Genomic DNA, 3,824 nt, shown 5'->3' with positions numbered 1-3,824 from the left:
GGGTGTTCCCTTTCAGTCGTATTACAGGTGCACTACGAACTTATACCCGGGTTAACGCGCTCCCGCTTCGTTTATCCAGGTTGGTTACTCAGTCAGCAGGCTTTCGCCTCTGGCTTCCAGGAGTTGTTCCATCTCGTGCATCTCAGCGGTTTGCACGTCGACCATTTGTTGAGCCAGTTCCACGAGAGGCTGGTAGCCGCCGTTGTCGATTTGGTCTTGGGTCATGGCAACGGCACCCGCGTGATGGAAATGCATGAGCTGGAGGAACCGGGTGTCTGCTTCCTCGCCCGAAAGTGATTTCAGCTGGTCCATCTGTTCTGGAGTGATCATGCCATTGGCAATGTGTGGGGCGTGATGTGCCATCAAGTCACCCTGGTCCCATTGTTCAGCCCAGTCGACCATGGTGTCGATTTCTTCTTGTTGCCCGATTTTAATCCGTTCGGCCAAGTCCGCGGTGGCTTCGCTGATGCCATCGGCGGCCAGGATGATCTCGCTCATGTCCACGGCTTGCTGGTGATGCGGTGTCATCATCGCGAGAAAATGCAAATCGACCCCATTGACTTCTGCGGGTTGGTTGGCCCCGGCAGTCACTGCGGCACCGTCCTTGTCGGTCTGGGGCGCGTCTGTGGCGTCTTGGCCATCTCCGGCGCATGAAGCCACGCTGGCCCCCAGTACTGCAACGGTGATCAAGCCGGTGATGCGGCGATGTAAGTGTGTCATGAATGGAGCCTTCCTAGGACTGAAGCACATGGCACCAAAAGTAGCACCATCGGATGTACTCTAGCGCATTTTGTGCATAAGGCGTCGCCACACAACCCGCGCCGCGGAGTGCGGCAACGCAACGAGCTCGCGCGCGTAGTTCTTCGGCCGGGAGCGGCGCGGGGTGCGCGCAGGCACCATCTCCACTGGAATCCCCAGGTGCCAGGCCCACACGCGCGTGCGGCGCACGTGGAAGTTGCTGGTCACCACGATCAGCCGCGGCGCGTGCGGGAACAACGCGCGGGTACGCTCGAGGTTTTCGTTCGTCGACGACGCATGGGGCTCCTGAATGATCAGTTCACGGGGCACGCCGCGCTCGACAAGCCAGCGAGCCATCACGGCCGCCTCCCCGCGGCCGGTGACCACGATGGCGCGCCGCACGCCAGCGTGCGCGTCCGTCCGCCAGCGGAGCAGTGCGCTGCAGAGCCGGGCGTGCAGCATGCGCGACGGGTGGCCGTCGACAATTCGCGCACCCAGCACCACGATGGGACTGCTACTCACCCAGCAACCGGCTGCGCAGCGCGGCATCCTTACGCTCAACTTCGGCCGCCATGTCGGCCTGGTACTTCGCCATCTTGTCCACTAGTTCCGGATCCCCGGCACCGAGCATCCGAACAGCAAGCAGGCCCGCGTTCTTCGCGCCGCCGATAGACACCGTCGCGACTGGAACACCCCCTGGCATCTGCACGATGGAAAGCAGAGAATCCAGCCCGTCAAGGTCCTTCAATGCGCGAGGGATACCGATGACTGGCAGTGGCGTTGCCGCGGCAACCATCCCCGGCAGGTGGGCTGCCCCACCGGCGCACGCAATGATGACCTGGATGCCACGTTCATGTGCTTGCTTCGCATAGGCAAGCATCTTCTCAGGGGTGCGGTGCGCGGAGACCACCCCGACCTCAAACGGCACCCCGAACTCCGCAAGTACCTCTGCGGCAGGCGCAACCGTGTCCCAGTCCGAATCCGAGCCCATGATGAGGCCAACGCGTGCGTTCATGAAGAAACTCTCCTCCTGTTAGTACCAGTTCGCGTGAACAATAAAGTGCGCGGCGTGCTGCGCAATTGCCAAGGTGGACGTGGCGTCGTAGCCGGTGACGTTGACGTGTCCCATCTTGCGCCCAGGGCGCCAGCTCTTGCCGTACAGGTGCACCTTGGCCTCCGGGTAGCGGCGCATCACCTCGATGACGCGCTGCTCCATCGGCATCTGCGGATCCTCCTCCGCACCGAGAGTGTTCACCATCACCGTGACCGGCTCGAGCGTGTCCACGGACCCGAGCGGCCAGTTCAGGACCGCGCGCAGGTGCTGCTCAAACTGGGAGGTCACGCAGCCGTCCTGCGTCCAGTGCCCCGTGTTGTGCGGGCGCATCGCAAGCTCGTTGACCAGAATTTTCGACGCCCCGTCCTCCCCGATGCACTCGAAGAGCTCAACGGCGAGCACGCCCGTAACGTCAAGCTTGGTCGCAATATTGGTGGCAAGATCACGGCACTGTTTCGCCACATCAGCCGGCAGTTCTGGCGCTGGAGCAATCGCGATATGGCAGACGCCGTCCGCCTGCCGTGACTCGACGACGGGCCACGCCTTGACCTCGCCGTCCCGGTTGCGCGCCACCATCGCGGAAAGTTCGCGGGCGAAGTTCACCTTTTCTTCCGCGTACAGCACAACGCCCTTCTCAAGCAGATCGGTGACCAGCTGCTCGCACTCTTGCAGGGTCTCTGGGAACCAGACGCCGTGCCCGTCGTAGCCTCCGCGCGTCGCCTTGACGCACACGCGGCCGTCGACAAGCTTCCAGAACTCGCGGGCGTCCTCCACCGAGTCGAACTTCGCGAACGGCGGCACCGGTGCCCCCAGCTCCTTCAGCTTCATGCGCTGCTCAAGCTTGTCCTGGGCATAAATCAGCGCCTGGGGACGCGGCTCCACGTTGTAGCCTTCGTCCAGCAGGCGCTGCAGGAATTCGTTCGGGACGTGTTCGTGGTCGAACGTAATCGCCGAGGCACCCTGAATGGTCGCGTGCAGGTCGTCGAAGTTGGTGTAGTCACCAAGCTGGACGTCACCAAACACCTGGGCGGCCGAGGCGTCCGGGGCGCCTGCAAGCACCCTGGGCTGCAGTCCAAGTTCGATGGCTTCCGTGTGCATCATTCTGGCAAGCTGACCGTCACCGATAACGGCAACTCTGGGCATTCCTTGAGCGTCTCTCACAACGAACTACCTTAGCCTTATGGGCGCTACGATGTGGGCATGACTGAAACGAATCCCGCGATTGTTCGCCACACCATCTTCCAGAACTCACTGATGACCGCGCTTCTCGACGGCATCTACGAAGGCGAACTGACCATCGGAGACATCCTCGGCAAAGGGAACTTCGGCCTTGGCACCTTCGACGGGCTCGACGGAGAGATGATCATTCTCGACGGCGTCTGCTACCAGCTCACCAGCGACGGCAAAGCGCGCGTCGCAAGCCTTGACCAACGCACGCCGTTTACCGTCGTGACGAACTTTGTGCCGCGCATCCGCGTCGACGCGCCGAAAGGCATGCGCCGCGCGGAACTGGCCGAGTTCATCGACGCGCTCGAGCCGAGCCACAACTTCTTCTACGCCGTCAGAATCACCGGCACCTTCGACGAGGTGGTCACCCGCACCGTGACCAAGCAGGAGAAACCGTACCGCCCCATGACGGAGGCCATCGGCGATGACGCCGAGCACCACTTCACCGACGTACACGGCATCATCGGCGGCTTCCGCACCCCCGCCTACGCCAAAGGCATCGGGGTGCCCGGCTGCCACGTCCACTTCATTGACGACGCCCGCACCGCCGGCGGCCACGTGCTCGACTACACCATCAACGACGCCGTCATCGAGCTGTGCCCCGCCACCGACATGGATCTGCACCTGCCGATCACGGCAGACTTCCAGGCAGGCAGTCTCAGCCCGAGCGACCTGGATAGCCAGCTGCACACAACGGAAATTAAGGAGTAGTTAGCGGCGGCGCAGGCTCTCGTCCAGCGCACGCTCCACCGCACGCGCCTTCCCCACCTGCGGGAAGAACACCGGCTGGTCGAACCCCCACAGG

The 3,824-nt window shown here is 62.7% G+C and carries 5 protein-coding genes; 1 reads left to right on the top strand and 4 read right to left on the bottom strand.

The annotated features are described in order from the left end of the window. Positions 1 to 84: 84 nt before the first annotated feature. The 4 genes from ACXIUA_RS03935 to ACXIUA_RS03920 are packed head-to-tail and all read right to left on the bottom strand — an operon-like array spanning position 85 to position 2,935. Positions 85 to 720, bottom strand: coding sequence for a DUF305 domain-containing protein (locus ACXIUA_RS03935; RefSeq protein ID WP_070362970.1), 636 nt, complete (start codon positions 718 to 720; stop codon positions 85 to 87). Positions 721 to 780: 60 nt separating this feature from the next. Next, on the bottom strand, positions 781 to 1,260 hold the full coding sequence (locus ACXIUA_RS03930; RefSeq protein ID WP_071572702.1) for a YdcF family protein: 480 nt from the start codon (positions 1,258 to 1,260) through the stop codon (positions 781 to 783). Further along, on the bottom strand, positions 1,253 to 1,753 hold the full coding sequence (purE, locus tag ACXIUA_RS03925) for a 5-(carboxyamino)imidazole ribonucleotide mutase (protein ID WP_070362972.1): 501 nt from the start codon (positions 1,751 to 1,753) through the stop codon (positions 1,253 to 1,255). Before purE ends, ACXIUA_RS03930 begins: the two co-directional genes overlap by 8 nt. A gap of 18 nt (positions 1,754 to 1,771) precedes the next feature. Further along, positions 1,772 to 2,935, bottom strand: coding sequence for a 5-(carboxyamino)imidazole ribonucleotide synthase (locus ACXIUA_RS03920; RefSeq protein ID WP_457976165.1), 1,164 nt, complete (start codon positions 2,933 to 2,935; stop codon positions 1,772 to 1,774). 57 nt (positions 2,936 to 2,992) lie between these two features. On the opposite strand from ACXIUA_RS03920, the gene budA reads away from it, so the two are divergent. Further along, positions 2,993 to 3,730 (top strand): acetolactate decarboxylase, encoded by a 738-nt coding sequence (budA, locus tag ACXIUA_RS03915; RefSeq protein WP_070362974.1) that lies wholly within the window; start codon positions 2,993 to 2,995, stop codon positions 3,728 to 3,730. Positions 3,731 to 3,824: the final 94 nt, after the last annotated feature.

Source organism: Corynebacterium sp. UMB8791, assembly GCF_054166365.1.
Note: the sequence above shows the minus strand (reverse complement) of the source record. Positions and strands in the feature narration are given on the sequence as shown.

Coding starts and splice junctions, on each gene's coding strand:
- ACXIUA_RS03935 (WP_070362970.1), bottom strand. CDS start 720: ATGACACACTTACATCGCCGCATCACCGGCTTGATCACCGTTGCAGTA.
- budA (WP_070362974.1), top strand. CDS start 2,993: ATGACTGAAACGAATCCCGCGATTGTTCGCCACACCATCTTCCAGAAC.
- purE (WP_070362972.1), bottom strand. CDS start 1,753: ATGAACGCACGCGTTGGCCTCATCATGGGCTCGGATTCGGACTGGGAC.
- ACXIUA_RS03920 (WP_457976165.1), bottom strand. CDS start 2,935: ATGCCCAGAGTTGCCGTTATCGGTGACGGTCAGCTTGCCAGAATGATG.